At 51.5% G+C, this 26,539-nt stretch carries 23 protein-coding genes and 1 riboswitch; of the genes, 10 read left to right on the top strand and 13 right to left on the bottom strand.

The genetic code is table 11. The annotated features are described in order from the left end of the window. Positions 1–28 precede the first annotated feature (28 nt). From ACTHR7_RS08735 to gcvT, 3 genes are all read right to left on the bottom strand, one after another. Positions 29–580 carry a DNA-3-methyladenine glycosylase I gene (locus tag ACTHR7_RS08735; RefSeq protein WP_070713533.1) on the bottom strand — a complete coding sequence of 184 codons (552 nt, stop codon included), beginning with the start codon at positions 578–580 and terminating at the stop codon, positions 29–31. Positions 581–687: 107 nt separating this feature from the next. After that, positions 688–1,086 carry a glycine cleavage system protein GcvH gene (gene gcvH, locus ACTHR7_RS08730; RefSeq protein WP_159068474.1) on the bottom strand — a complete coding sequence of 133 codons (399 nt, stop codon included), beginning with the start codon at positions 1,084–1,086 and terminating at the stop codon, positions 688–690. A 148-nt stretch (positions 1,087–1,234) separates the two neighbouring features. Beyond that, on the bottom strand, positions 1,235–2,335 hold the full coding sequence (gene gcvT, locus ACTHR7_RS08725; RefSeq protein WP_107724076.1) for a glycine cleavage system aminomethyltransferase GcvT: 1,101 nt from the start codon (positions 2,333–2,335) through the stop codon (positions 1,235–1,237). A 210-nt stretch (positions 2,336–2,545) separates the two neighbouring features. Further along, positions 2,546–2,643, bottom strand: a riboswitch (glycine riboswitch). A gap of 207 nt (positions 2,644–2,850) precedes the next feature. Here gcvT and ubiB point away from each other — a divergent pair. After that, a complete protein-coding gene (gene ubiB / locus ACTHR7_RS08720; RefSeq protein ID WP_107867795.1) occupies positions 2,851–4,362 on the top strand; it encodes a ubiquinone biosynthesis regulatory protein kinase UbiB in 1,512 nt (503 codons plus the stop codon). Between the two features lie 75 nt (positions 4,363–4,437). On the opposite strand, the gene ACTHR7_RS08715 is transcribed toward ubiB, so the two are convergent. From ACTHR7_RS08715 to ACTHR7_RS08690, 6 genes are all read right to left on the bottom strand, one after another. After that, positions 4,438–5,808 carry a chloride channel protein gene (locus ACTHR7_RS08715; protein WP_440370666.1) on the bottom strand — a complete coding sequence of 457 codons (1,371 nt, stop codon included), beginning with the start codon at positions 5,806–5,808 and terminating at the stop codon, positions 4,438–4,440. A 77-nt stretch (positions 5,809–5,885) separates the two neighbouring features. Further along, positions 5,886–7,106 carry a bifunctional glutamate N-acetyltransferase/amino-acid acetyltransferase ArgJ gene (gene argJ / locus ACTHR7_RS08710; protein ID WP_293203726.1) on the bottom strand — a complete coding sequence of 407 codons (1,221 nt, stop codon included), beginning with the start codon at positions 7,104–7,106 and terminating at the stop codon, positions 5,886–5,888. A gap of 42 nt (positions 7,107–7,148) precedes the next feature. Then, complete coding sequence (locus ACTHR7_RS08705) at positions 7,149–7,847, bottom strand: LrgB family protein (protein ID WP_440370679.1); 699 nt, start codon at positions 7,845–7,847, stop codon at positions 7,149–7,151. Next, entirely contained in the window at positions 7,847–8,191 is a 345-nt protein-coding gene (locus ACTHR7_RS08700; RefSeq protein WP_293203725.1) for a CidA/LrgA family protein, read from the bottom strand. The genes ACTHR7_RS08705 and ACTHR7_RS08700 overlap by 1 nt, the downstream gene beginning before the upstream one ends. Before the next feature lie 184 nt (positions 8,192–8,375). After that, a complete protein-coding gene (locus ACTHR7_RS08695; protein WP_440370678.1) occupies positions 8,376–9,122 on the bottom strand; it encodes a HesA/MoeB/ThiF family protein in 747 nt (248 codons plus the stop codon). A 49-nt stretch (positions 9,123–9,171) separates the two neighbouring features. Further along, entirely contained in the window at positions 9,172–9,636 is a 465-nt protein-coding gene (locus ACTHR7_RS08690) for a cyclic pyranopterin monophosphate synthase MoaC (protein WP_004519536.1), read from the bottom strand. 187 nt (positions 9,637–9,823) lie between these two features. Between ACTHR7_RS08690 and ppc the strand changes: the two genes are divergently transcribed. From ppc to tyrS, 4 genes are all read left to right on the top strand, one after another. After that, on the top strand, positions 9,824–12,526 hold the full coding sequence (gene ppc, locus ACTHR7_RS08685; protein ID WP_440370665.1) for a phosphoenolpyruvate carboxylase: 2,703 nt from the start codon (positions 9,824–9,826) through the stop codon (positions 12,524–12,526). An 866-nt stretch (positions 12,527–13,392) separates the two neighbouring features. Beyond that, positions 13,393–14,484, top strand: a complete 1,092-nt coding sequence (ychF, locus tag ACTHR7_RS08680) for a redox-regulated ATPase YchF (protein WP_371459806.1) — start codon at positions 13,393–13,395, stop codon at positions 14,482–14,484. Positions 14,485–14,968: 484 nt separating this feature from the next. Beyond that, positions 14,969–16,828: an acyltransferase family protein gene (locus ACTHR7_RS08675; RefSeq protein WP_440370664.1), complete on the top strand. Its 1,860-nt coding sequence runs from the start codon at positions 14,969–14,971 to the stop codon at positions 16,826–16,828. A 75-nt stretch (positions 16,829–16,903) separates the two neighbouring features. After that, positions 16,904–18,199, top strand: a complete 1,296-nt coding sequence (gene tyrS / locus ACTHR7_RS08670) for a tyrosine--tRNA ligase (protein ID WP_070713573.1) — start codon at positions 16,904–16,906, stop codon at positions 18,197–18,199. Between the two features lie 163 nt (positions 18,200–18,362). Here the strand turns inward: tyrS and hslO are convergent, their stop codons facing one another. Continuing rightward, positions 18,363–19,259 carry an Hsp33 family molecular chaperone HslO gene (hslO, locus tag ACTHR7_RS08665; protein ID WP_070646620.1) on the bottom strand — a complete coding sequence of 299 codons (897 nt, stop codon included), beginning with the start codon at positions 19,257–19,259 and terminating at the stop codon, positions 18,363–18,365. A 260-nt stretch (positions 19,260–19,519) separates the two neighbouring features. Between hslO and ACTHR7_RS08660 the strand changes: the two genes are divergently transcribed. Beyond that, positions 19,520–20,149, top strand: a complete 630-nt coding sequence (locus ACTHR7_RS08660) for a C40 family peptidase (RefSeq protein WP_070646619.1) — start codon at positions 19,520–19,522, stop codon at positions 20,147–20,149. An 8-nt stretch (positions 20,150–20,157) separates the two neighbouring features. Further along, complete coding sequence (locus ACTHR7_RS08655; protein ID WP_004519529.1) at positions 20,158–20,379, top strand: hypothetical protein; 222 nt, start codon at positions 20,158–20,160, stop codon at positions 20,377–20,379. A gap of 80 nt (positions 20,380–20,459) precedes the next feature. Here the strand turns inward: ACTHR7_RS08655 and ACTHR7_RS08650 are convergent, their stop codons facing one another. The 3 genes from ACTHR7_RS08650 to dxs are packed head-to-tail and all read right to left on the bottom strand — an operon-like array spanning position 20,460 to position 24,831. Then, positions 20,460–21,860, bottom strand: coding sequence for an L-serine ammonia-lyase (locus ACTHR7_RS08650; protein ID WP_440370663.1), 1,401 nt, complete (start codon positions 21,858–21,860; stop codon positions 20,460–20,462). Positions 21,861–21,895: 35 nt separating this feature from the next. Then, positions 21,896–22,906, bottom strand: a complete 1,011-nt coding sequence (locus ACTHR7_RS08645) for a glycosyltransferase family 2 protein (protein WP_440370662.1) — start codon at positions 22,904–22,906, stop codon at positions 21,896–21,898. A 35-nt stretch (positions 22,907–22,941) separates the two neighbouring features. Further along, complete coding sequence (gene dxs, locus ACTHR7_RS08640) at positions 22,942–24,831, bottom strand: 1-deoxy-D-xylulose-5-phosphate synthase (RefSeq protein ID WP_107867801.1); 1,890 nt, start codon at positions 24,829–24,831, stop codon at positions 22,942–22,944. Positions 24,832–24,964: 133 nt separating this feature from the next. On the opposite strand from dxs, the gene orn reads away from it, so the two are divergent. The 3 genes from orn (at position 24,965) to ACTHR7_RS08625 (ending at position 26,453) form a co-directional block, all read left to right on the top strand. Next, entirely contained in the window at positions 24,965–25,522 is a 558-nt protein-coding gene (orn, locus tag ACTHR7_RS08635; protein ID WP_293203717.1) for an oligoribonuclease, read from the top strand. A gap of 63 nt (positions 25,523–25,585) precedes the next feature. Beyond that, on the top strand, positions 25,586–26,008 hold the full coding sequence (queD, locus tag ACTHR7_RS08630; protein ID WP_107867803.1) for a 6-carboxytetrahydropterin synthase QueD: 423 nt from the start codon (positions 25,586–25,588) through the stop codon (positions 26,006–26,008). Between the two features lie 73 nt (positions 26,009–26,081). Next, positions 26,082–26,453 carry a DUF1304 domain-containing protein gene (locus tag ACTHR7_RS08625; RefSeq protein ID WP_107867804.1) on the top strand — a complete coding sequence of 124 codons (372 nt, stop codon included), beginning with the start codon at positions 26,082–26,084 and terminating at the stop codon, positions 26,451–26,453. Positions 26,454–26,539 lie beyond the last annotated feature (86 nt).

The following is a 26,539-nucleotide window of genomic DNA, read 5'->3' as shown; positions in this document are numbered from 1 at the left end:
AACACTGTTTTTTCTTGCAGATGTTGTTTCAGACGGCCTCCGCCCATTTTGGACGACATGCCAATATTTCCCTATAAACCGGACAGGTTTCCACATGCGCGCCGGGCAGGTAGCCTGTACTCATCAGAAATTCGCCGACGATTTCGCCGCCGACAAATTTGAAATGTTTTTTAAACAGCTTCACCCATTCAGCCTTGTCGAGCGGATGGTTCGCATCCAGCCAGTTTTTGAATGAGCCGTATTCTTGCTGTATTTGTTTGATTTGTCGCGCGTTATAGATGGCTGCGTTGATTTTCAGGCGGTTGCGGACGATGCCTGCATCGGCAAGCAACCGCTCAATTTCGGCTTCGTCAAATGCGGCGACCGTATCGATGTCGAAACCTTTAAATGCCGTCTGAAATGCCCGTTGCTTCTTCAGCATCAGCGTCCAGCTCAATCCTGCCTGATTGATTTCCAACACCAGCCGCTCAAACAATTCATTGTCGTCCTCAATCGGAAAACCGTATTGCGTGTCGTGATAATGTTTGTTGGGGTTGTCCGTATCGTCGGGAAGCGTGGCGACAAATTCGCAGTAATTCATGTTTGCTGAGGAAAAATTGAAACAAAGGCCGTCTGAAAGCATTTTTCAGACGACCTAAGACCTGCAATATCAAACAGGCGCAAAACCTGTTTGGATGTTTGCAAAAATCAAGCTACTTCGCCTGCGTATTGTTCGGCAGTCAGCAGACCGTCGTAATCGGCAGGGTTGGTAGGTTTGATTTTGAAGAACCAGCCTGCGCCGTAAGGATCGCTATTGGCAGTTTCCGGAGCTCTTGGCAAATCTTCGTTGACGGCAACGATTTCGCCTGCAATCGGAGCGTATACGTCAGATGCGGCTTTTACAGACTCAACCACACCAGCTTGCTCTTCGGCAGCCAGGTTTGCACCGACTTCAGGTAGCTCGACAAACACGATGTCGCCCAACAGCTCTTGCGCGTGATGGGTAATGCCGACGGTGATGGTACCGTCTTCTTCAAGGCGCAGCCATTCGTGGCTGGCAACGTATTTCAGTTCTGCTGGGATGTTGCTCATGGTTTGATACTCCATTGATAGAGGGTTATTTTCAGACGGCATCTGCATGAATCAATATCCACAGATGCCTTGTTCAATGCTTTCTAAAAATGTCCGTATCGGACGACAATTAAAACCTGCTTTCAGACGGCCTTAATTCAAATAAAGGCCGTCTGAACCGATATTAATCAAATTGTTTTTGACCGTTGCGGACGAACGGCAGCTTCAGCACGCGTACGTCTACTTCTTTGCCGCGAATCAGGACTTTGGCGGTATCGCCGTCAAAATCTTTCGGTACGCGCGCGATGGCGATGGATTGTTTCAGGCTTGGCGAGAATACGCCGCTGGTGGTTTCGCCTTGGCCTTTGTCGGTCAACACTTCCATATGCGCGCGCAGGATGCCGCCTTTTTCGAGCAACAGGCCGACCTGTTTCACGGTAACGCCTTTTTCTTTCAATGCCAGCAAGGCGGCTTTACCGACGAAGTCGCGGCTTTCGTCTTTTAAGTCAACGGTCCAACCCATGCCTGCTTCGAGCGGGCTGGTATTGTCATCCATATCGTTGCCGTAGAGGTTCATACCGGCTTCCATGCGCAGGGTGTCGCGTGCGCCGAGGCCGCAAGGCTGTACGCCGGCTTGTTGCAGGGCTTTGAAGAATGCGACGGCTTCGGTGCCGGGCAGGATGACTTCGACGCCGTCTTCACCGGTGTAGCCGGTGCGGGCAACAAACCAGTCGTTGCCCAAATCCGCGCCTTGGAACGGTTTGAGATTATGGACGACATCCGCCCATTCGGGTTTGACGGTCAGGAGTTTTTCGATGGCTTTCGGGCCTTGTACGGCAAGCATGCCGAGGTCGTAGCGCGGATTGAAGGCAACACCGAATTCTTGTCCAACTTTGTGGAACTGGGCGGTGTCTTTCTCGCGGGTCGCGCCGTTGGACACGATACGGTATTGTGTTTCGGCTTCGTTGGTGCGGTAAACGATCAAGTCGTCAATCACGCCGCCGTTGTCGTTGAGCAAAGCGGAATAAAGGGCTTTGCCGACAAAAGCGAGTTTGGCGACATCATTGGCAATCAATTTGCGGAAAAAGGCTTTGGCATTTGCGCCTGCTACGTCGGTAACGAGCATATGGGATACGTCAAACATACCGGCGTCGGTGCGCACGGCTTCGTGTTCGGCGATTTGTGAACCATAATGGATGGGCAGCTCCCAGCCGGCAAAATCTACCAGCTTTGCGCCTGCATCTTGATGGGCTTGATGAAATGGGGTGGTTTTCAGAGCAGTCATTCTCAAGTTTCTCCGGATTTTTTGTTCAGATGCCGCCCGCGCACCTATGCGCGGATGACCCTATCTGTCCTTGAACCTGAGATTTTCGGCCGTATCCGCATGATGGCAAACCAGTCTGCTCACTGCTTTGCGCGGTTGTCTGAATGGTGGTTCAGACGGCCTTCTCCCCTTCGGTGGACGTTATTCTAACGCCGCTCTCCAGATTGTTTGTTTCAATGTGCAGTCCCTGATACCTGAGCGATTTAAGGGTGTCTGCGCCTTCGGTGGTTACATTGTAGTTGGGTGTAACACTCTCCTGCACATTTCCCGATTATGTCTTGAATCGGCGGTTTGGGCAAGTAGCCGACGAATATTTATGATGTGAATATTCGTCTTTTTATTGAGGCAGCAAAACCTGAGCCTTTATAAAATTGTTAGCCATGCGGCAAATGTTTTTGCAAAAGTCTCAAGGCCGTCTGAAGCCCTTACCCGTTTTTCCTATATAATTCTGTTTTTTCGATTTATCTGCGTCCATCATGAACCGCCTCAAACGCATTAAAACCATCCTCTGCACGCTCTACCGCTACCGCCTTGCCGAGCTGATTGCCTCGCTGGTCCGTCCGGGTTGGGCGCGGACTTTCCTCAATATGCTGCCGCAGTCGTCCAAGTTCAAACACGAGATGCCTGCCGTACGCCTGCGTTTGGCGTTGGAAAGCCTGGGGCCGATTTTCATCAAATTCGGACAGGTATTGTCGACGCGCCCCGATTTGATTCCGCACGATTACGCGGTCGAACTGGCAAGGCTGCAAGACAAAGTGCCACCGTTTGACGCGCAGCTTTCACGCTCGCAAATCGAAAAATCTTTGGGACAATCCATCGACACTTTATACGCGGAATTTGAAACCGAGCCTGTCGCCAGCGCGTCCATCGCCCAGGTACACAAAGCCCGCCTGCATTCGGGCGAACAAGTCGCAGTAAAAGTCTTGCGCCCCAACCTTTTGCCTGTTATCGAACAGGATTTGTCGCTGATGCGCTTTGGTGCAGGCTGGGTAGAGCGTTTGTTTTCAGACGGCAAGCGTTTGAAGCCACGCGAAGTGGTGGCCGAATTTGACAAATACCTGCACGACGAATTGGACTTGATGCGCGAAGCCGCCAATGCCAGCCAGCTCGGACGCAATTTCCAAAACAGCAATATGCTGATTGTGCCGAAGGTGTTTTACGACTACTGCACCAGCGACGTACTGACCATCGAATGGATGGACGGCACACCGGTATCCGATATCGCCAAACTCAAAGCAGACGGCATCGATTTGCACAAACTTGCCGATTACGGCGTGGAAATCTTCTTCACACAAGTTTTCCGTGACGGCTTTTTCCATGCGGATATGCACCCCGGCAATATTTTGGTCGCCGCCGACAACCGTTACATCGCCCTCGATTTCGGCATCGTCGGCACGCTGACCGATTACGACAAACGCTATCTCGCCATCAACTTCCTCGCCTTCTTCAACCGCGACTACCACCGCGTCGCCACTGCCCACATCGAATCGGGTTGGGTGCCTGCCGACACGCGCGCGGAAGAATTGGAAGCTGCTGTCCGCGCCGTGTGCGAGCCTGTGTTCAACAAACCGATTTCGCAGATTTCCTTCGGCTTGGTGCTGATGCGCCTGTTTGAAGTCAGCCGTCGCTTCAATGTCGAAATCCAACCGCAGCTGGTATTACTGCAAAAAACGCTGCTCAACATCGAAGGCTTGGGACGGCAGCTTGATCCCGATTTGGACTTGTGGAAAACCGCCAAACCGTTTTTGGTGCGCTGGATGAACGAACAGGTCGGCCCCAAAGCCCTTTGGCGCAACCTCAAAAACGAAGCCCCCGACTGGGCGCAAATCATCCCTTCCTTGCCGCGCAAAATCAATGCGTTGGTTGATGAAAACCGCCAACAGGAAATGCGCGATGCCTATGTGCATTTGGTCAAAGTACAGCAACGCCAAAGCCTGTGGCTGGCTGTGATTGCGGTTGTTTTGCTGCTGATTTTGCTGTTTAAGTAAGCTGTAATACAGCTTTAAACGACATAACAAAGGCCGTCTGAAATTTAGTTTTCAGACGGCCTTTTATATACCAACCTATTCTTTTTTCTCGTGCTGTACATGTCCGCTTTCGGCTTCGATATGCCGTCTGAAGCGCAAACCTGCAGCATGGTAAAACGGATGCGGCGAGAATTGGCGCGAGACTTGCGAAGCGAAGATGCAAGTCAGCAGCATCCAAAACAGTAAATTCTGTCCACCCGTCATTTCCATTACTACCACGGCGGCGGTCAACGGCGATTGGGTCGCGGCGGCAAGGAATGCGGCCATGCAGAGTAAAACCGCGACATTGGACGCGTCGCCCAGTTGCGCGAAAGAAGCCATGTGTTCGCCTATCATCGCGCCGATGGTTAACGACGGCGTGAAGATACCGCCGGGAATGCCTGCCCAGTAGCTGAACACGGTTGCCGCCCATTTTGCGACTGCCAAGCCGAACGGCGCTTCATACGCGCCTTTGAGTGCGGCTGCGGCTTCGTGATAGCCCGTGCCATAGGTTTTACCTTGATAAAACGTACCGAGCAGCGCCAGCAAAATACCCATTGTAAAGGCGACCACCAACAAATGGCGGCGGATGAAACTGCGCCAGCGTACCGGTGCGAATGCCGCCGCGCCACGATACAAAAAGCTGCCGAACAATCCGCCTGCCACGCCACAGACAATGCCCGACACCACGGCCCACATCAGCATATTTGGCAGCTCATGCCCTTGAAAACCTGAAAAATACGGGTTATTGCCCTGTATCGCCACTTGAATGAAACCGGCCGCCAACACACCCATCAGGATTTGACGCTCCCAACGCAAAAGCACGCCGCGCCCCAATTCTTCGATGGCAAACACCACGCCGGCCAAAGGCGCGTTAAACGCCGCCGCCAAACCGCCTGCCGCGCCTGCGGCAATCAAATCGTTTTCCTGCATGCCCCTAAACGCCAGCCCGTGCTTTTTACACCACGCGCCCCAAGCGTTCATCACCGCCGCGCCCACTTGCACAGACGGCCCTTCCCTACCGACAGACGCACCCAACAGCATGGCGCAAAACGTCAGCGGAATTTTGAAAAAGGTTTCGCCCAGACGAATCAAACGGGTTTTCTGCGCACCATAAGGCAAAGACAAAGAGGCGATGACCTGCGGAATACCGCTGCCGGAAGTGTACGGCGCAAATTTACGCGTAAACCATGCCAAAAGCGGCAAACCCAACGGCAAAGCCACCCACGCAAACCACGGATATTTCCCCACCAGCAAAGCGTTCCATTCCAAAGCCAAATCCGCCAAGTACGCAAACATCAAAGCCGTCAGGGCAACCAGTGCCGAGCCTGCCAGCAAAAACAGAAGGGCAATGCTCTTTTTCGACAGGCGTTTGGTTTGGCGGATTTTGTGGGCAAGGCGCGCCGCCCAAGTCTGGGGAAATTTCATAATAAACACGCAGTCAATGTGTTCAGACGGCCTTGATACTTTTCTCAAAGGCCGTCTGAAAACAAGGATAAAGGTTTTTAAGAACGGTAATCCGCGTTAATCGACACATACTCGTGCGACAAATCGCAGGTATAAACGACCGCCGTCGTATCGCCGCGTTGCAAATCGATGCGGACGGTGATTTCCGGACGGTTCATCACGGCTTGCCCTGCTTCTTCGGTATAGCTTTCCGCGCGGCCGCCATTTTCGGCCACCAACACGTCATCCAGCCACATTTTCAAAGCATCGACGTCCAAGTCTTCAATACCGGCATAGCCGACGGCTGCCAACAGACGGCCCAAATTCGGGTCGGAGGCAAAGAAAGCGGTTTTCACCAAAGGTGAATGGGCAACGGCATAAGCCACCTTGCGCGCCTCTTCGCGGATTTTCGCGTTTTGCACTTCAACCGTGATGAACTTGGTCGCACCCTCGCCATCACGGACAATCGCCTGCGCCAGTTCCAGAGCCAGCGAACCGAGCAAGGCTTTGAGCTGCGCATAACGCGGATCGGCGGTATTGTCGATTTCGCTCTGACCGCAACGGCCTGTCGCCATAATCACGAAGCTGTCGTTGGTGCTGGTATCGCCGTCCACGGTAATCGTATTGAAACTTTCGTCTGCGATTTCTTGCGTCATCAGCTGTAAAATCGGCTGGGACACTTTGGCATCGGTGGCGATAAACGACAACATGGTCGCCATGTTCGGATGAATCATGCCCGAACCTTTGGCGATGCCGGTGGCGCGGACTGTGTGTTTTTCTCCGACCAAGCCTCGGCGCGAAGCGGCTTTCGGTACAGTGTCCGTCGTCATGATGGCACGCGCCGCGTCCGACCAGAATGCAGGGCGCACTTGCGGCAAAGCGGCCACGATTTTATCCACAGGCAGCGGCTCCAAAATCACGCCGGTCGAAAACGGCATCACCTGATTGGATTGGCAGCCGACCTGTTCCGCCACGGCCGCGCACACTTTAATCGCGTCCAGACGGCCTTGTGCACCGGTACCCGCATTGGCATTACCCGTATTGATGACTAAGGCACACACGCCGTCTTGGTCAAACAGATGCGACTTGGCGATATGCACCGGCGCGGCGCAGAAACGGTTTTGCGTAAACACCGCACCCACCGTATGTCCGCCACCCAACACCATCAGCGTCAAATCGTCGCGGTCTTGTTGCTTGATGCCGGCACGTCCTGTAAACAGACGGATGCCGTCGATTTCCAACAATTCGTCTGCACGTTTTTCAGTCAAATTTACAGCCATATCATTTTCTCCTGTTTACACTATTTTCAGACGGCCCAAACGCTATACGCCCAATAAGGGAATCAAGATAGGCACCAATATCGCCGTCAACACGCCGTTGAGCGTCAAGCCCAAGCCGGCATATGCGGCCATACGGCGGCCGTATTCCAAAGACGCCGCAATACCCATCGCATGTGAGGCCGTACCCAAAGACATTCCCACTGAAGAAGGCATATACAACGCCCCTTTCAACACTTTATATCCGGCCATCTGTCCAAAAAGTCCGGCAATAATCACCGTTGCCGCCGTAATCGCCGGAATACCGCCGATAGACGCCGTGATTTCAATCGCAATCGGGTTGGTCACGGATTTGGAAGCCAGCGACAAAATCACTTCGCGAGAAGCGCCCAGCCATTTGGCAAAATACACGCCCGTAACAATGCCTGTCACGCTGCCCGCCAACTGCGACAACACCACCGGCAACCACTGGCTGCGGATACGGTCCCAATTTCGATAAAGCGGCACCGCCAGCAAAACGACTGCCGGTTTCAACCAAAAATCAATAAAGTGCGAGGCAGAATGGTACAGCTCGTAATCAATGGCAAATACCTTCAAATACCCCATCAACACCAGCGTACTGATCAATACCGGATTACACAGCACATTCCCCGTGCGCGTCCGAATCTGCACCGCCAAAGCATATACTGCCAAAGTCAGGAACAGCATGACCGAGGGCATGCGCAACAGCCCGTCTATATTCATCACATCCGCCTCCTGACCCACTCATGCACTTTGCCGGTCACCAACAATACGCAGATCGTACTGCCGATTGTGGCCGTCAAAATCGAAAACCAGTCGTTTGCAATCACATCCAAATAGCTGATGACGGCCACGCAAGGCGGCACCAAAAACAAAGTCAGGTTCGCCATCAAAATGTCCGCCAGCTCTTCCACCCAAGACAATTTGACCCAGCCAGCCTGAAGCGCGGCAAACAGCAAACCCATGCCGACAATGCTGCCCGGCAGCTTCAACCCCAAAATCCAAACGGTTGCCTCGCCCAAAGCCAAGCAACCCAATACCACCAATAAGGCACGAATAATATTCATTAAGCCGGTTTCTCCTTATCCTTTTTCAGACGGCCTCAAAAAATTTATTAATCATTGAATCATATCGTGTCACAGGCCGTCTGAAAAGGGAAGAAACGCCTTCTTTCAAGTTTAATGAAAGATAAGCATGATTGCTCCGGCGGATTGGCTTCGGAGTAGTGAAACCTTTGCCCTGCTTTTGTCTTTAACGGCCGCCGCAAACCGGACATTCGGGATTGCGCCTTACCCCGTATTGCCGCCATTGTCCGCTCAATGCGTTGTAGGTGGAAAGTTTGCCGTGCGACGGCGTGCCGATACCGAGCAGCACTTTGAGCGCTTCGGCGGCTTGGGTCGTTCCGATAACGCCGACCAAGGGCGAAAAAACGCCGAACAATGCACAAGCGCCGTCGTCGGCTTGTTCGCCGTCAAACAGGCAGGCATAACAAGGCGTATCGGGAAGGTCGGGGCGGTACACGGCGATTTGTCCGTCGAAGCGGACGGCCGCGGCGGAAACCAAAGGCGTGCGCGTGGCAACGGCGGCGCGGTTGACCGCCTGGCGCGTGGGATAGTTGTCGGAACAATCAAGGATGATGTCGGCGGCGTTTGCCAATTCGACAAGCTTGGCCTCATCGAGAAATTCGGCCATGGCGGTAATGTGTGTTTGGCTGCTGATCTGTTTCAGACGGCCTTGCATGACCAAAGCCTTGTTTTTGCCGATGTCGGCTTCGGTAAACGTGATTTGGCGTTGAAGGTTGGTCTCGTCGACGGTATCGGCATCGGCAATCGTCAGGCGGCCGATACCGGCGGCGGCAAGATACGGCAAGGCCGCCGCACCCAGCCCGCCGCAACCGACAACGAGCGCATGGGCGGCCAAAAGTTTTTCTTGGCCTTCGATACCGATTTCGTCAAGCAGGATATGGCGGCTGAACCGCAAGAGTTGTTGATCGTTCATCATAACAATAAGGCCGTCTAAAACCCAACGTTCAGACGGCCTGAGTGGTTTAGAAATTAATATTTTCGTATGCGTTGTCAAACAGGAAAGGACGGCCTTCGCTGCTGGTTTCGGATTCGAGGCGGATGCCGCTGAGCATCATATTGCGGTCAACGTCTTTCATCATGTCGTAAACGCTCAAGAGTGCCAAATTGAGGCCGGTCAGGGCTTCGGTGGCAATGCTGCCGTTGCTGTTCGCTTGGACGGTCAATGTGGCTTTCAGGCAGGCCAGCTCGACGTTAATATCGAAATCAACCTGCACGCCGATGATGCGGCCGGGCAGGTGCAGCGGAATCAGGTTGGCGGTCTGTTTGATGCTCTGAATGGCGGCAACGCGGGCGATGGTCAGGATACTTGCCTTTTCGGTGGCATTCTCTATCAACACCCGTATCGCCTGCTGGCTCATGTTGACGGTGCCGACGGCGACGGCGGTGTGTTGTTCAGGAAAATCGGGCTGGTTGGGGAATTCGATCATGGGGTTCTCGCCTCTGTTTGGATAGTCAATATTTTACAGCATTTTACAGACACCGGCCACGCGGCGGATACGGACGGCTGTTTTCCGGTTTGAAATGTATCGGACGGCAGCATTGGCAGTTTACAAAAATTTGCTATACAATGGATTCAGGACAAACCCAAATTAACATTTAAATAAGAGAAAAATCATGCAACTGCATATCTTAAACAATCCCAAAGATGCCGCTTTGGCAGCGGATGCGGAATTTTTAAAACAGTCTCTGTTCAATCTGCTGCATGAGGAAGCATCGCCTTTAGTGGTCGAAACCGTTAAGTTGTTATCGACTTCAGACGACAGCGCCGCCTTGATTGAGAAGGTGTTGCCGCAACTGGACGAACAGCAAACCCACGATTTAACCCTGGCCTGCGGCCTGTTCGCACAAATTCTGAACATCGCCGAAGACGTGCACCACGAACGCCGCCGCCAAATCCACGAAGAGGCAGGACACAACAGCGCCGAAGGCAGCCTGACGGAAACCGTGCGCAAGCTCAAAGCCGGAAAAGTCAACGGCAAAGCGGTGCAACAACAACTGGACAACACGGTCGTTACCGCCGTTTTGACCGCGCACCCGACCGAAGTGCAACGCCAAACCGTCTTGAGCTTCAACCGCCGCATCCGCGCGCTACTGCCGCAACGCGAACGCTGCACTAATCCTGATGCACTGGCTCAATTGCGCCGCGAAATCGACACAGTCCTTTTGGGCTTGTGGCAGACCAGCGAAACGCGCCGCCACAAACTCAGCGTCAACGACGAGATCAACAACGGTGTATCCATCTTCCCGATGAGCTTCTTTGAAGCCCTGCCTAAACTCTACCGCACAATGGAACGCGATTTTCAGACGGCCTATCCCGGTGTCCGCGTTCCGAATATTCTCAAAATCGGCGGCTGGATCGGCGGCGACCGCGACGGCAACCCGTTCGTTTCTGCCGAAACCTTGCGTTTTGCGTTCAGACGGCATGCCGACGCCGTATTCCGTTTCTATCGCGGCGAACTCGACAAACTCTACCGCGAATTGCCGCTCTCCATCCGCCGCGTCAAAGTCAACGACGATGTAATGGCACTTTCCGCCCAGTCTCCCGATGAAGAAATCGCCCGCACTGAAGAACCCTACCGCCGCGCCATCGCCTACATCATGGCACGCGCTATGGGCAAGGCACGTTCACTCGGTTTGGGCATGGGCTGCAAATTCGGCTTCCTCGAGCCTTATGCCACGGTTGAAGAGTTCCTCAACGACCTGAAAAAACTGCAACGCTCGCTCCACGAAAACGGCAGCCAACTGCTGGCAGAAGGCCGTCTGGCCGACATTATCCGCAGTGTGTCCGTGTTCGGCTTCCACATGATGCCGCTCGACCTGCGCCAACACGCAGGCAAACACGCCGATGTGGTTGCCGAGCTTTTCCAACACGCAGGTTTGGAAGACTACAACAGCCTGAACGAAGAGCAAAAACAAGCCGCCCTGTTGCGCGAATTGAGCCATCAACGCCCGCTGTACAGCCCGTTCATCACATACAGCGACCATACCCGTCACGAACTGGCGATTTTCAACGAAGCGCGCAAAATCAAAGACGAATTCGGCGAAGATGCCGTTACACAAAGCATTATTTCCAACTGCGAACAACCCAGCGACCTGCTCGCCTTGGCATTGCTGCTGAAAGAAAGCGGCCTGCTGGTGGTGGAAAACGGCAAACCGCACAGCCGCATCAATATCGTGCCTCTGTTTGAAACCATCGAAGCGCTCGAAAACGCCTGTCCGGTCATGGAAACCATGTTCCGCCTCGACTGGTATGATGCCCTGCTCGAAAGCCGCGGCAATATCCAAGAAATCATGCTGGGCTACTCCGACTCCAACAAAGACGGCGGCTACGTTACCAGCTCGTGGTGTCTGTATCAGGCAGAGTTGGGCTTGGTCGAACTCTTCAAAAAATACGATGTCCGCATGCGCCTGTTCCACGGCCGCGGCGGCAGCGTAGGTCGCGGCGGCGGCCCATCTTACCAAGCTATTTTGGCGCAACCTGCAGGCAGCGTTGCCGGACAAATCCGCATTACCGAGCAAGGCGAAGTCATTACCGCCAAATACGCTGACCCGGGCAATGCCCAACGCAACTTGGAAACCTTGGTTGCCGCGACTTTGGAAGCCAGCATCCTGCCGGACAAAAAAGACCCTGATGCCAAACTGATGCAGGATTTGTCGGACGTATCGTTCAAATACTACCGCGAACTGATTACCCACCCCGACTTCATCGACTACTTCCTGCAAACCAGCCCGATTCAGGAAATCGCCACCCTCAACCTCGGCAGCCGCCCCGCCAGCCGCAAAACCCTGGCGCGGATTCAGGACTTGCGCGCAATTCCGTGGGTATTCTCATGGATGCAAAACCGCCTCATGCTGCCGGCTTGGTACGGTTTCGGCAGCGCAGTGGAAACCTTGTGCGAAGGCAAACCCGACACACTGGCCGCCCTGCGCGAACACGCCCAAAGCAACCCGTTCTTCCAAGCCATGCTCTCCAACATGGAACAAGTGATGGCGAAAACCGACATCACCTTGGCGGAAAACTATGCCGGCTTGAGTGAATCGCCCGATAAAGCAAAAGTCATCTTCGGCATGATCAAGGAAGAATACCAACGCAGCCGCAAAGCACTGCTCGACCTGCTGCAAACCGAAGAGCTCCTGCGCGACAACCGCAGCCTCGCCCGTTCGCTTGCCTTGAGGATTCCATACCTGAACGCCCTCAATGGCCTGCAAGTCGCCATGCTCAAACGCCTGCGCAAAGAGCCCGATAATCCGCACGCACTGCTGATGGTTCACCTGACCATCAACGGCGTGGCGCAAGGTTTGCGTAATACCGGTTAAGTCAGTACGGAAAAAAGGCCGTCTGAAACAGTTTTTCAGACGGCCTTTAAACTAACTGCGAACCGCGGCAAAGGTTTTACCCACAAACTCCATACTGTTTCTCAACCTGCTTGCCACTCTGACCCTATTCATTTAACTTACCCTGTATTTCAGACTATTTGGAGAAATAGCAGATAACCCTCTGCTAAATCAAAGTGTTCACTTAAGCATGACAACCACTTCAGCATGATGGATGGTCGGCCTACTGACATACCTTACTGCGGCACCACCCCATATCGCCGCACAATAAGCTTTCAGACACCCTGAGGCCGTCTGAAAAACGAAAACATCTTACGCCAAGGCAACTATCATTATGTTTGACATTGTATTTATCTTGTTATTCGGCAGGCTTCAGCCCCACAAAACACCCGACTCATCCGACACGCCCGTCCCTTTTGGGCATTCGGCGGTAGGCTCGGCTTTAATTTATTTATGCATACGCATAGGGACAATCATCGTTCATGATTCGATTTCCAAAGCCATTAACAGCCTCCCCCTCATTCTGTTTCAAACAATCTGCATGTTCGGCTGTCTAGTTTTGTATTTTAAAATGTTGCGTACCACATCCGACCCGAAATACCGGCAGATGATTTATTGGGTACTGGGCATTCTTTTGGGTTTGATCTTAAGCCTCCTGTCTGAAAAATTGTTTTATTTAACGGCTTTATTCATTTACTCATTCTTCGGAAGCACAATAAGCTGAATGCCTGCCCCTCTTTTTTCAGACGGCCTTTTATTATAAGAACACACCAGCATTGCGGCTGTTTTGAGTACCTCCACAATATGCTATAATTCGCCGTTAAACTTTTATCTTTTCAGGAAAAACCATGAGCTTGAAATGCGGCATCGTCGGTTTGCCCAACGTCGGCAAATCCACCCTCTTTAACGCGCTGACCCAATCGGGTATCGAAGCGGCAAACTATCCTTTCTGTACCATCGAACCCAACGTCGGCATCGTTGAAGTCCCCGATCCACGTATGGCCGAATTGGCAAAAATCGTCAATCCGCAAAAAATGCAGCCTGCCATCGTCGAATTTGTCGACATCGCCGGTTTGGTTGCAGGCGCGAGCAAAGGCGAAGGCTTGGGCAACCAGTTCCTCGCCAACATCCGCGAGACTGACGCGATTGTTAACGTTGTACGTTGCTTTGACGATGACAACATCGTCCACGTTGCAGGCAAAGTTGATCCGATTGCCGACATCGAAACCATCGGCACCGAGTTGGCACTGGCTGACTTGGCCAGCGTCGAAAAAGCCATCGTCCGCGAAGAAAAACGCGCACGCTCAGGCGACAAAGACGCGCAAAAGCTGGTCGATCTGTGCAAAAAACTGCTGCCTCATCTAGACGAAGGTAAGCCTGTACGCGCTTTCAGGTTGGACGCAGAAGAACTTGCCATGCTCAAACCGCTGTTCCTACTGACTGCCAAACCTGCCATGTACGTCGGCAACGTTTCCGAAGACGGTTTTGAAAACAACCCGCACCTCGACCGTCTGAAAGAATTAGCTGCAAAAGAAAACGCACCGGTTGTGGCCGTTTGCGCCGCGATGGAAAGCGAAATCGCCGAATTGGAAGACGACGAAAAAGCCGAATTCCTCGCCGAAATGGGCTTGGAAGAACCGGGCCTGAACCGCCTCATTCGTGCCGGCTACGACCTCTTGGGCCTGCAAACCTACTTCACCGCCGGTGTCAAAGAAGTCCGCGCTTGGACCATCCACAAAGGCGACACCGCGCCACAAGCCGCCGGCGTGATTCACACCGACTTTGAACGCGGCTTCATCCGTGCCCAAGTTATCTCCTACGAAGACTTCATCGCTTTAGGCGGCGAAGCAAAAGCCAAAGAAGCTGGCAAAATGCGTGTGGAAGGCAAAGAATACGTCGTACAAGACGGCGATGTGATGCACTTCCTCTTTAACGTATAAACCCAGCGTAACGCTTTTTCAGACGGCCTTTTCTAAGATTAAGGCCGTCTGAATTTATTTTCAGACGGCCTCATGTCTTGAAATATCAACAAAACAAAACATCATCTCCATAATAAATGCGGGCATGGCCCGTAATTTTTCTCTCTTAAAATCTCTCATTTCTTACCGACGCCTTACCTAAAAATAGCGCAAGGTTACATCATCAATAACAATACCATTGATATGACAATAAACAATTAAACAATACCACATCGTATTGATTCATTATAAAAACAACATATTAAACATTATGTTGAAACTATCAACCGTATTCCTACTCTAATCTATTACTATTCAAACACATATCATCAGCAATCATTCTAAGAAGGCAAACAAACTGCCCAGTACTGACAAACGATGGCCGACCTCCGAAATGCCCCCACTCTCGGCAGGAATCACTTTTCAGACGGCGCCATTAAAATAAACTAATTAAAATCAAAATATTATGAGCAAAGTTTTATCTTACCGCCCAGATATTGATACATTGCGTGCCGTTGCTGTTCTATCCGTTGTCGTTTTCCATATTGAAAAAAACTGGCTGCCTGGCGGCTTTCTTGGTGTCGATATCTTTTTTGTCATTTCCGGCTTTCTGATCACGATGATTATTCATCGTGAAATGAGCAGCGGGATTTTCTCGTTCAAAAAATTTTACATCCGCCGTATCAAGCGGATACTGCCCGCATTTTTTACCGTATTGACGGTAACGCTGATATGCGGCTTTCTTTTATTCACCAAAGATGATTTTTCCCTTTTATGGAGGACAGCCCTGTCCACCTTGGGGTTCATCTCCAATATCTTTTTTGCCAAGGGTCAGGGCTATTTCGATCCCATACAAGAAGAAAAACCTTTGCTTCACATTTGGTCTTTATCGGTCGAAGAACAATATTATTTCGTCTTCCCGATATTGCTGTTATTGGTTGTCCGCAAAAGCTGGCGCACCCAGTTTGCTTTCCTCATCACGCTATGCGTATTCAGTATTTTGGCTTCTTTTATGCCGACTGCGCTGGATAAATATTACCTTCCCCATCTGCGCGCCTGCGAAATGCTGATCGGCTCGTTGACGGCAGTGTGGATGCAATATCGGCAACAACAAGGGCTGGATACCGGCAAACAATATGCGGCGGCAGGCGCATTACTTTCCTTATGCGTACTGTTTGCCTGCCTGTTTACCTATACAGAAAAAACTGCCTATTTCCCGGGGCCTGCCGCCATGATTCCTTGTTTGGCCGCCGCCGCATTCATTTATTTCAATCAATTTGAACACCGGCTGAAAAAATTTTTCCAATGGAAGATTACTGTCGGTATAGGCTTGATTTCCTATTCACTGTATCTGTGGCATTGGCCTGTATTGGCTTTTATGAGATACATCGGTTCAAACAATCTGCCTTCTTATTCGACTGCAGCCGCGATTGTCTTAATGTTTGCACTCTCCCTGCTTTCTTATTATTTTGTCGAGAAGCCGTTTAAAAACTGGAAAGGCTCTTTTGCACAATCTGTGACATGGGTTTATGCCGTCCCCATGCTTGTTTTGGCCATTACGCCTTTTCTTGCCATGAAGCTCCCGTTTATGCAGCAATACGACCGTATGGGATTGGCACGTTCCTACACTTCTTGTCACAACAATACCGACAAACAATGTATTTGGGGCGATACAGACAAACAGCCGGAATTACTGATTCTAGGCGATTCGCATGCCGACCAATATAAAACGTTTTTTGATACCGTCGGCAAAAAAGAAAAATGGTCGGCAACGATGGTTTCTGCGGACAGTTGCGCCTATGTAGAAGATTATGCCGCACCCGTATTCAAGAAAAACGCCTCCTGCCGTGCCGTTTATCAGTATGCCAAAGAGCATCTGCCCCAATACTCAAAAGTGCTTTTGGCCATGCGCTGGGGCAGCCAAATGCCTGAAAACAGCAACTCCCTTGCTTACGATGCCGATTTTTTCAAAAAATTCGACCTCATGTTGCAAAAACTTTCTTCGGAAAAACAAGCGGTTTACCTGATGATAGACAACCCTAATCTGTCATACAACGGCTTGCGCGCCTATATTCTGTCTTACCGCATACCGGGATTTAGTCAGAATCTTGCCATTGATGAAACAGTCACTTCAAAAGGAAATGAACGCATCAAAGAATTGGCAGAAAAATATGCCAATGTGCACATTATCGATGCCACTGCCTATATTCCGGAAAATTTCAAAATCAACGGATTGCCGGTTTATTCCGATAGAGACCACATCAACCCTTACGGCGGCAGAGAACTGGCCAAGCGTTTTTCTGAAAAACACACGCTTCTTCAGTAAGCCATAGCCATTCATCCGATGAAATTTGTTACAATTAGCAGTTTGTAAAACTGCTAATTTTTTTGGAAGATAACAATGAGCGTCATCAAAGACCTACAATCGCGTGGCTTAATCGCGCAAACTACCGACATCGAAGCCTTAGACGCTTTGCTAAACGAACAAAAAATTTCCCTCTATTGCGGTTTTGACCCGACAGCCGACAGCCTGCACATCGGCCACTTGCTGCCTGTATTGGCATTGCGCCGTTTCCAACAAGCCGGCCATACGCCGATTGCTCTGGTGGGCGGTGCGACCGGCATGATTGGCGACCCAAGCTTTAAAGCCGCCGAACGCAGCTTGAATTCTGCCGAAACCGTTGCCGGATGGGTAGAAAGCATCCGCAACCAACTGACCCCTTTCTTAAGCTTTGACGGCGATAACGCAGCCATTATGGCCAACAATGCCGACTGGTTCGGCAGCATGAACTGCCTCGACTTCCTGCGCGACATCGGCAAGCATTTCTCCGTCAATGCCATGCTGAATAAAGAATCCGTCAAACAGCGTATCGAGCGCGACGATGTGGGTATTTCCTTTACTGAGTTCGCCTATTCCCTACTGCAAGGCTACGACTTTGCCGAATTGAACAAACGCCATGGCGCAGTTTTGGAAATCGGCGGTTCCGACCAATGGGGCAACATCACTGCCGGTATCGACTTGACCCGCCGTCTGCACCAAAAACAAGTATTCGGTCTGACCCTGCCTTTGGTAACCAAATCCGACGGCACCAAATTCGGCAAAACCGAAGGCGGCGCGGTATGGCTGAACGCGAAGAAAACTTCTCCGTACCAGTTCTACCAATTCTGGCTGAAAGTGGCCGATGCCGATGTGTATAAATTCCTGAAATACTTTACCTTCCTGTCTATCGAAGAAATCGATGCCATCGAAGCCAAAGACAAAGCCAGCGGTACCAAGCCAGAAGCGCAACGCATTCTCGCCGAAGAAATGACCCGCCTGATTCACGGCGAAGAAGCCCTTGCCGCCGCCCAACGTATTTCAGAAAGCCTGTTTGCCGAAGACCAAAGCCATCTCACCGAAAGCGACTTCGAGCAGCTGGCACTCGACGGCCTGCCGACTTTTGAAGTTTCCGAGAGCCTCAACGTGGTTGAGACTTTGGTGAAAACCGGTTTGGCATCTTCCAACAAAGAAGCGCGCGGTTTTGTAAACAGCAAAGCGGTTTTGCTCAACGGCAAACCTGCTGAAGCCAATAATCCGAACCATGCCGCTGAAAAACCTGACGATGCCTACATGCTGACCGACGAACACAAACGTTTCGGTAAATACACCATCGTCCGCCGCGGCAAACGCAACCATGCTTTGTTGGTTTGGAAATAATCTTTAAACGCATCGTTTAAAAACAAAAGGCCGTCTGAAATCAGCCACGCTTTTTTCAGACGGCCTTTTCTATTGATGGTATTCAATTTCCCAAAAAGAAAGGGCAGGTTTTGCACCTGCCCTTCTATTAAGCCAATTTCCTTAAGAAACTTTTATCCCGTGCTTACTGCAAACGCTCATTTTCCTGACGGACGGCATTCACCACATCCGCGCCAAACAAAGCGTTGACATCGGTTTCATCAAACACATACTTGCTATGGCAGAAATCGCAATCGATTTGAATGCTGCCTTGTTCTGCCACCACGCCGCCGACTTCCTGACCTCCAAGCATCAGTAGCATATCGCTGACTTTGCCGCGAGAGCAGGTGCAGGCAAATTCAATGGCTTCCGGTTCAAAAACACGGGGCGGGGTTTCATGGTAAAGGCGGTAAAGGGCGTGATGCGCATCCAAACCGGTCAATTCTTGCGGAGTAAGCGTTTGCGCAAGCGTAGTCACATGCTCCCACGCGGCATCATCCAATTCTTCTTCCGGCAGACGTTGCAGCAATAATGCACCTGCGGCTTGGTCATCGGCAGCAAGCGTAATATAGGTATCGAGCTGCTCGGAACGTTTCATATAGTTAACCAGCATTTGCGCAATGCTGTCGCCTTCTAGAGGGACAACACCTTGCCATGGGTCGGCATCTTTAGGCTGATGGGTCAAAACGAACACGCTGTTTTCGCCCAACAGCGCAGTCAGGCTTTCATCATCACGGATTTCAGCAGTTTCGTCCCAACGCGCGGTAGCACGGACAGTATTTTCAGAAGTCGCTTCCACCACCAACATTTTCAGACGGCCCTGACCTTGAACCTGAACAATCAGCGCGCCTTCATTTTTAAGGTTGGCAGACAATAAAGCACCGGCGGCCAACAATTCGCCCAATGCGCGACGGATGGCGACAGGATAATGTTTTTGGTTGACGATGTGGTGCCAAACCTTTTCAAGGCGGATGTGCATACCGCGGATAGGCATATCGTCAAAGATAAAGCGTGTACGGATATCGCTGTGATTTTGTGTCATGTCAGTCTCTGAAAATAAATCAATGAATGCCGCTTATATGGTTGCAGCGGCGGATAAATCAAGCGAAACCGCGTTTAATGTTTTTCTAGTTTGTTTGGAAACAAGGGTTTAACGCAAAATAACAGCAGTTTTTTTGCCAAAAAGACGGTTTTTGAATACAATCAAGCAGATAACAAGAGAATGATACGGGATAACATCTCAGAAACCGGCAATGTGCCTGCAATCGGCAGGGAATGCCTTCTGAAACGGAAGTTTTTATAATGAATTTTTTACTCCGGCTCGCAGCAGTTTGGACTTCGGTCGCCATGCTCGCGAGCGTCAATTTTTCTTACGCCGATGATTTGGAAAACCTGATTACCACCCGTCAGCATGTTTTAAACCAATTCAACGACAACGCCAACGTTTACGGCAATACGCGTCAGGCAACCCCTGTCCACCCCGTCAATACACGTCCAGCCCCAAGCAACAATACGCGCGCACCTTCAGGTAATTCAGACGAATTGATCGGCAGCGCCATGGGCTTGCTCGGCGTGGCCTACCGCTACGGCGGCACATCAGCCTCTACCGGCTTTGACTGCAGCGGCTTCATGCAACACATCTTTAAACGCGCCATGGGTGTAAACCTGCCGCGCACCTCTGCCGAACAGGCACAAATGGGCGTTGCCGTGAACCGTTCCGAGTTGCAGCCGGGCGACATGGTCTTTTTCCGCACCATGGGCCGCGGCCGTATTTCCCACGTCGGCCTTTACATCGGCAACAACAATTTCATTCACGCACCGAGAACGGGCAAACGTATCGAAATTACCAGCCTCGGCCACAAATATTGGAACGGAAAATACGCCTTTGCCCGCCGCGTGAAGAAAAACGACCCATCCCGTTTCTTGAATTGAGGTGCACGATGGCGATGCCGCAAATGCCCAAATGGTATGACGACGACGGTCAGATTGTTTCCTGCACCGAAAAAGTCAAAGTCATGACCGAAAACTTGAACGAACTGTACCAAATAGCGCAGGACGCATTTGAAGACGCGTTACTGATGGGTTGCTCCGAAAAACAGTTGCGCGAATACTTCCGCGACTTAATGGCCGGACTGGAAAACCCTTATCAAAAAAACGGTTAGTGATTCGATTCATACAAAAAAAGGCCGTCTGAAAGTTTTTCAGACGGCCTTTTTTATTGGGCAGATCTCCTACCCTATTTCTAACATTCCACCACGCGCACGGATACCGGCACGGCTTTTTTCTGCAAGGTAACGGCCAGGCCTGCGAGTGAGGTTTCTTTGTAGGTTGCCTTCATATCGCGGCCGGTTTGCAGCATGGTTTGAATCACTTCATCAAGTGAGACTTTTTTGTCTGTGCCGTCTTCCAAAAGCGCGAGGGTAGCGAGCTTGAGGGCTTTTTCGGCGGCGATGCCGTTGCGCTCGATACAGGGGATTTGCACCAAGCCACCGACAGGGTCGCAGGTCAGGCCCAAGTGGTGTTCCATGGCCATTTCGGCGGCGTTTTCCACTTGTTTCGGGGTACCGCCGATAACTTCGGCGTATGCGCCTGCCGCCATGGAACACGCCACGCCGACTTCACCTTGGCAACCGACGTCCGCGCCAGAAATCGACGCGTTGGTTTTATACAAAATACCGATAGCGCCGGCAGTCAGCAGGAAATCTTCGACACGCGATTGGTTAGCGTGCGGATTAAATTTGCGGAAATAGTGCAATACGGCAGGAATAATGCCTGCCGCGCCGTTGGTCGGTGCGGTGACGACACGTCCGCCGGCGGCATTTTCTTCATTGACCGCCATGGCGTACACCATCGGCCAAAGTTGGGTATTGACGATTTCGCTCTCGCGCAGGACTTTGAGTTTGGCCGCCAACTGCGGCGCACGGCGGCGGACGTTCAAGCCGCCCGGCAACTGCCCTTCCGCACCCAAGCCGCGCTTGATGCAGTTTTCCATCACATCTGCCACGGCAGCCACACGGCGGCGCACTTCCACCTCATCGCAACCTGCCAACGCCGCCTCATTGGCCAACACAACTTCGGAAATATTCAACTGGTTCAGACGGCATTGTGCCAACAACTCGTCGCAGTTTTTGTAAGGATATGGCACGTCCGAATTTTCCTGCGCTTCTTGTGCAAATCCCTCGTCTGTTACGATAAAACCGCCGCCAACCGAATAATAAATCTGCTCTTTCAGCTTCAGGCCGTCTGAATGGTAGGCGATAAAGTTCAAACCGTTCGGATGTTTGGGCAACACTTTGTCGCCGCGGATATCCAAATCTTTTTCGGGATCGAAGACCATTTCGCGGCCGTTGAGCTTTAAAACGTGCTGCGTGCGGATACATTCCAAGCGTTGAGGGATGTCTGCAAGCGGGATATCGTGCGGCAGGCTGCCTTCCAAACCGAGCAATAATGCGTCGAATGTACCGTGTCCGATACCGGTCAAAGCAAGCGAGCCGTACACTTCAATGACAATGCGCGCCACTTGTGTATCCAAGTTTTCGGCATTCAGCAAATCAGCAAAAGCGGCCGCTGCCTTCATCGGGCCGACGGTGTGCGAGCTGGACGGGCCGATGCCGATTTTGAAAATATCAAAGATGCTGATCATAATTTTCCTATTATTGTGTGTGCGGTCTGTGTTTTTCAGACGGCCTTAAGGCCTAAAGAGGAATCTTGTGCGCCGCTTGCCAATGCAAGTACCAGATGTCCGACAGTCATCAAAGGATCACCTGCTTCCAGCGAGGTGTATTTCAGCATCAGCGGTTTTTTACGCAAGGGTTCGTAACGGCTGACTTTACAATGCGGGTCTTCCAAACTTGTAGAACCGGCGCGGTATCTGTATGCCAACAGCCGTAAATTGTTCAAGTCCATCTTCATGCCGTTGTCCAACAATTCGCGCAACTGGTTTTCCCAGGCAATATCATTGCTTCCGTCTTTAATGGCAATCAAGATGGACTTTTCGAGGATTTTTTTGATGTGCTGGTTCAAGGATCGGATTGGGAAATGCCCCAGCCACAACAAATCGGTCTCTGCAAATTGTGCGGAAAACTGCTCGATAAACCAGGAATGTAAACCTCGATAATTCGGCGAATGAAACAGGGTTGATTCAACCTTGTTGCCATCTTTATCCAACATGTAATGGCAGCCGATAATCACGCTGCAAGATTCGGCAGCCCATCTGGGAATAATGACTTTAGGGGTAAAGAGCGTTTCGAGGCGTTGCTCGGTAAATTGAGTGGTGAAATCGGGATTGTATTGCAACGATGTCGGCAAATAGCCGCGCCAAAGGTACATGCCGATCCTATTTTCGCCGATGACATCCAAGAGTTGTTCCAGCATGGTACGGCTAGGACATGAAATAAATTCGTCCGCATCCAGCGGAAAAACGAAATCTATCGCTTCATCTTTTGCTACAAGCTGCTTCATCAGCTGGTTGACCAATTGCTCATGATTAAACTTGAGCGCTTGATATTGATAGATAAATACCGGTAAACCTTCTTCTTTCAATTGAATCAGGATTTCCCTTGTTCCATCGCTGCTGCCGTGATCGATGATGTGCATTTCATCCATCAGCTCGAGATTATGACGGACAAACGATTCGATAACGTCGTTTTCGTTGCGCACCATACTGATGCTGATTAATTTTTTTCCCATAAATTACGCAATGTATTGAGATGTTTTAATATTTTTCAGACGGCCTCTATCCAACCGGCAATCCGTTTTTCAACGGATTCGGCATTCAGCCCCAAATCGGCTAAGAGTTTTTTCGGGTCGCCGTGTTCGGTAACTTTGTCTTCTACACCCAGCAGCAATACCGGTTTGCAGATGCCGTGTTTCGCCAACACTTCCAACACCGCGCTGCCTGCGCCACCTTGTTCGGCATTTTCTTCGACAGTAACGATGTAGTCATGGCTTCGGGCAAGACTGACGATTAGTTCTTCATCTATCGGTTTGACAAAGCGCATATCGGCAACGGTCGCATTCAGCTTGTCGGCGACGGTCAATGATGGGGCAACCATGCTGCCAAAGGCGATAACGGCAATTTTCTCGCCTTTGCGACGGATAATGCCTTTGCCGATTTCAACGGTTTCCAGGCCGTCTGAAATGGTTGCGCCCGTGCCTGTACCGCGCGGATAACGGACTGAGGACGGAGAGTTTGCTTGATAGCAGGTTGAGAGCAGCAGGCGGCATTCGTTTTCGTCACTTGGTGCGGCAATAATCATGTTCGGCACGCAACGCAAAAAGCTCAAGTCGTATAAACCGGCATGGGTCGGGCCGTCTGCACCAACAATACCGGCGCGGTCGATAGCGAACAAAACAGGCAGGTTTTGCAAGGCAACGTCGTGTACCAACTGGTCGTAAGCGCGTTGCAGGAAAGTGGAGTAAATCGCCACGACAGGCTTAATGCCTTCGCATGCTAAACCGCCCGCAAAGGTAACGGCGTGTTGCTCGGCGATTCCAACGTCGAAATAGCGGTCGGGGAATTGCTGTTCAAACTCAACCAAGCCGCTGCCCTCGCGCATGGCAGGCGTGATGGCAACCAAACGCTCGTCAGCCGCCGCTTGGTCGCACAGCCATTGGCCGAAAACTTGCGTATAAGTTGGTTTGGCCGCGGCAGGTTTGACTTCCGGCGCAGGCACTTCGCTCGGCAGCTTGGCAACAGCGTGGTATTTGACAGGATCGTTTTCGGCGAATTTGTAGCCGTTGCCTTTTTTGGTGATGACGTGCAGCAACTGAGGGCCTTTGCGGCCACGCAAGTCTTTTAATACGTCCACCAGATTTTCAACGTTGTGGCCGTCAACCGGGCCGGTGTAACGGAAACCGAAGTTTTCAAACAAAGACAGCGACTGTTTGGCGTGTTCCGCTTCTCCTGCCAAGGTTTTGATTTTGTTTTCGACTTTTTGGGCAAGCTCCATCGCGCCGGGCAATTTATCCAATACTTTGCTCGATTGGGCTTTGATGGTGCTCAATAGGCCGTGCATATCGCGCACGACGTTGCTGGCAAGATATTTCGGCAGCGCGCCGACATTGGGGGAAATCGACATTTCGTTGTCGTTGAGGATGACCAGCAAATCGACATCCATATCGCCTGCGCAGTTCAGGGCTTCAAACGCCTGACCTGCCGTCATGGCTCCATCGCCGATGATGGCGACGCTGCGGCGGTTGTTGCCCAACTGTTTGTCGGCAACGGCCATACCCAATGCCGCGCCGATGGATGTGGAAGAATGTCCTACGCCGAACGCGTCGTATTCCGACTCGCTGCGTTTCGGAAAACCCGCCAAACCGCCGTATTGGCGCATGGTGTGCATTTGATTTTTGCGGCCGGTTAGGATTTTGTGCGGATAGCTTTGATGGCCGACATCCCAGACCAGATGGTCTTCGGGCGTGTCGTACACATAATGCAGTGCCACCGTCAGCTCGACCGCGCCCAAGTTACTGGCGAAATGGCCGCCCGTCTTACCGACGGAATCCAACAGAAATTCGCGCAATTCGGCGGCGACTTGCGGCAGCTGTTTTTTCTCCAGACGGCGCAAATCCTGAGGCGTATCGATAATATCGAGCAAAGGGCTTGGGTTCATGATTTTTGGCGGTGAATTTTTGTGTAACGGACGATTATATCAAGAGATTGCACAACTTGTTACAAATGCTTTCAGACGGCCCGAACCTTTATCCTTTATAATACTGCCAACTGAAAACACAAGGCCGTCTGAAATGACCCAAAACGCAAACAATCTCTGCTGGATCGATATGGAAATGACCGGCCTCAACCCGGAACACGACCGCATTATCGAAGTCGCCATGATCATTACCGATTCCGATTTGAACGTACTGGCGCAGTCGGACGTTTACGTCATCCATCAAAGCGACGAGTTGCTCGACGGCATGGACGAGTGGAACACCGCCACCCACGGCCGCACCGGCCTGACCCAACGCGTGCGCGAATCCAAACTGACCGAAGCCGAAGTCGAGCAAAACCTGTTGGACTTCATGTCCGCATGGATACCCGAGAAATCCACGCCCATGTGCGGCAACTCCATCCATCAAGACCGCCGCTTCATGGTCAAATACATGCCGCGTTTGGAAACCTATTTCCACTACCGTAACTTAGACGTATCCACGCTGAAAGAATTGGCCAAACGCTGGAATCCGGCCGTTGCCAAAAGCGTGGTCAAACGCGGTTCTCACAAGGCATTGGACGACATTCTCGAAAGCATTGAAGAAATGCGCCATTATCGTGAGCATTTCCTCAAACTCCCTTCCGAACAATAATCTTAAGGCCGTCTGAAATAGGTTTTACACCGTTCAGACGGCCTCATCGGCTTCCTTCATCTCATGAAAATCACCAAAATCTTTACCTTCGATTCCTCGCACATGCTCGACGGGCATGACGGCAAGTGCCAAAACCTTCACGGCCACACCTACAAACTCGAAATCACCGTCTCCGCACCCGTTATCCGAGGCGGTGCAAAAGACGGCATGGTGATGGACTTTACCGACCTGAAAGCCATCGTCAAACAACATATTACCGACCCGTTCGACCATGCCTTCATCTATCACGGCAACAACGAACGCGAAAGCCAAATTGCCGCGCTTTTGGAAGGCTGGAACATGAAAACCCTGCGCCTGCCCTGCCGCACCACCGCCGAAAACATGAGCGTAGAAATGTATGGCCGTCTGAAAAACGCCGGTGTCAAAGTGTGCAGCGTGAAACTATGGGAAACGCCGACTTCGTGTGCGGAATATGAAGGGGAATAAACCGGCATTTTGTATTTTTCAGACGGCCTGTTCCCCAAACACACCCATCCGCTAAACATCAAAAGGAATCTTCATGAAAATCATCTCCACCCTCCTCGTCCTCTTCGTCGCTGTCGAACATTTCTACATCGCCTGGCTCGAAATGACGCAAATCCCAAGCGAAAAAGCGTCAGAGCTGTTCAATATGCCTTACGAATTTATGGAACAAAAACGCGTACAAACCCTGTTTTCCAACCAAGGCCTGTACAACGGCTTCCTTGCCATCGGCTTGGTATGGGCTCGCTTTGCCGCACCTGACAACGCGGTTTACGGCGTGACCATCCTGTTCCTCGGCTTTGTCCTCATCGCCGCCGCATGGGGCGCGTTTTCATCCGGCAACAAAGGCATTTTGCTCAAACAAGGCTTGCCGGCATTTTTGGCCGCCGCAGCCGTCATTGCCGCTTAAACACACCAGCCGTTCTTTCCACTCGAACTAACAGAAAGAATGGCTGCCTCACCCGATTTCTCAAAACGCTTCACCACAACAATTAA

Source organism: Neisseria sp. P0007.S010 (genome assembly GCF_051962875.1).
GTDB lineage: Bacteria > Pseudomonadota > Gammaproteobacteria > Burkholderiales > Neisseriaceae > Neisseria > Neisseria subflava_A.
The sequence above is the reverse complement of the archived record's forward strand: the minus strand, read 5'-3'. Positions and strand labels throughout refer to the sequence as shown.